Origin of the sequence: Pseudooceanicola lipolyticus (assembly GCF_002786325.1) — a bacterium.
Lineage (GTDB): Bacteria > Pseudomonadota > Alphaproteobacteria > Rhodobacterales > Rhodobacteraceae > Pseudooceanicola_C > Pseudooceanicola_C lipolyticus.
This window is the reverse complement of sequence record NZ_PGTB01000310.1, coordinates 1-2,000: the sequence shown is the minus strand read 5'-3', so window position 1 is coordinate 2,000 and position 2,000 is coordinate 1. Positions and strand designations below refer to the sequence as shown.

Sequence of the window (2,000 nt, the reverse complement as noted above, 5' to 3'; positions counted from 1 at the left end):
CGGGCCGAGGATCTGGCGCGGCTGCTGGCCTCGGTGGCGCGCAAACCCTCGCTGCTGTCGCCCAATCCGGTCGAGGTCACGGTGGAAACCGACGGCGTCGACGCCGCGCTGCTGGAACCCGAAGGCAGCGCCGTTCCGCCCTACGAGGAATGCGGCGCGGCCATCGGGGCCGATGCCAGCGCGCCGGTGCGCCTGCCACCCGGTGCCGAGCTGAAGCAATGCGACCAGTTGGCGATCGCCGCGCGCGGCACGGTGTCGGGCGCGCGCGACGTCAACCGCATTCATATCGACGCGCGGTTCTGCGTCCATGCCGCGCATGAACGGATCGAAGGCACGGCGGCACCGCGCGCCGTCGGCGACGGCATGATCATGTGCTCGGACTGCCCCGATGGCTATTCCGCCGGGGCCGAGCGGATGTTCCTGGTGGTGACCGAGGCCGAGGACAATAAAGAACCGCTGAATCTGGAAGGGCTGGTCGAAACCTGCGCCGCGCCCGGTGCAACCCGCGGTGGCGCGGCGGCGCAGCTGATGTCGTTTCTAACCGCCGCCGCCCAGCGCCCCGGCACCCGCGGTTCCTTTGGCGCGATGGGCGCCACCCAGGTCTGGGTCGAACGGTTCGACTGGAGCGTGCTGCCGAAATCCGAGGCCTTCGCCCGCGCCGGTCTGGAGACAACGCGATGAAAACAGGGAGAGAGCGATGAAACGCCTGAGTTTATGGGCCGGCGCGGTTGCCGCCGGTCTGGCCCTTGCCGCTGCGCCCGGACGGGCGCAGGTGGCCAGCCTGGACGAGGTGGCGATTCCCTCGCCGCCCAATGTGGTGCTGATCCTGGCCTATGTGCTGGGCATGAAAGAGCGGCAAGGCGTCGCGATCGAGGCCGACGCGGCCGCGCGCATCTTTGGCGGGCGCCCGGCGCAGGAAGGCGCCTGGCCGGCGCAGGTGTCGCTGCATGTGGCGGAAAAGGCGCGCGCCGGCGATGACAAGTCGCGCTTTCAGTCGCAGTTCTGCGGCGGATCGCTGATCGCGCGGCAATGGGTGCTGACCGCCGCGCATTGCCTGGTGACCCCCGAGGGCGCGGCGATGGCGCCGGCCGACATCGTGGTGCGCACCGGCTCGGTCGATATGCGCGGCGGCGAGTTCCGCGACATCGCCCGCATCATCCCGCATGAACACTATGACGGGATGCGCTTCGAAAACGACATCGCGCTGCTGCAACTGGCACAGCCGATCACCAACAGTTCCGGCCCCGTGGGGGCGATCTCGGTGTCGCAGCAGGGCCAGCCGGTGCCCGAGGGTCCGGCGGTGGTGATCGGCTGGGGCATGATGCAGGACGGCAAGTTCCCGATCCAACTGATGGAGACCGATATCGACATCGTGTCCAATGCCACCTGCAATGCCGGCATGGCCGAACAGACCAAGCGCGACATGGGGGGCTTTCTGCTGAACATGGGGCAGTCCAACGGCATCCCGATGGAAAACCTGGAACAGGCCTACGAGATCCTGACGCGCGAGATCGGCGATGCGCTGTCGCAGAACATGATCTGCGCCGGCACGCCCTCGGGCAAGCGCACCATGTGCAACGGCGACAGCGGTGGGCCGCTGATGGTGCGCGGGCAGGACGGCCAGTGGTTGCAGGTGGGCATCGTCAGCTGGAACCGGGCGCCCATCGGCGCCGCTTCGGCCTGCGGGCATGAAAGCCTGTACGGTGTCTACACACGGGTTTCGCAATATTTCGACTGGATCGCACGCCATGTCCGCGGCTAACCCGGTGGTCCGTATCGCCTTGTGCGCCGCGCTGACGGCCGCAGCGGCAGGCGCCGGCTGGGCCCAGGGCGGGTTCGGCGGCAGTTTTGACAACAACACCGGCTTTGGCGGCGGCTCCACCGGCGACGACGGGTTTGGCGGCGGGTCTTTCAGCGGCACGCCCCAACAGCCGCAACCGCAGCCTCAACCGCCGGGCGGCACCGGGTTCGGCGGCAGTAGTCCACCAGCAGGAAGGGAT

At 68.6% G+C, this 2,000-nt stretch carries 3 protein-coding genes; all 3 read left to right on the top strand.

The window, feature by feature from the left end:
• Positions 1 to 681, top strand: a 681-nt coding sequence (locus CVM52_RS27250; RefSeq protein WP_172721093.1) for a hypothetical protein, incomplete at its 5' end; no start/stop codon positions are given.
• Positions 682 to 697: 16 nt separating this feature from the next.
• Positions 698 to 1,762 (top strand): S1 family serine peptidase, encoded by a 1,065-nt coding sequence (locus CVM52_RS25385; RefSeq protein WP_100165028.1) that lies wholly within the window; start codon positions 698 to 700, stop codon positions 1,760 to 1,762.
• A partial coding sequence (locus tag CVM52_RS27520; RefSeq protein ID WP_205965033.1) for a hypothetical protein occupies positions 1,749 to 2,000 on the top strand: 252 nt, incomplete at its 3' end. The genes CVM52_RS25385 and CVM52_RS27520, both read left to right, overlap by 14 nt.

What these genes read in the sequence shown, in the direction of transcription:
- CVM52_RS25385 (WP_100165028.1), top strand. Translation starts at nt 698, where the DNA reads ATGAAACGCCTGAGTTTATGGGCCGGCGCGGTTGCCGCCGGTCTGGCC.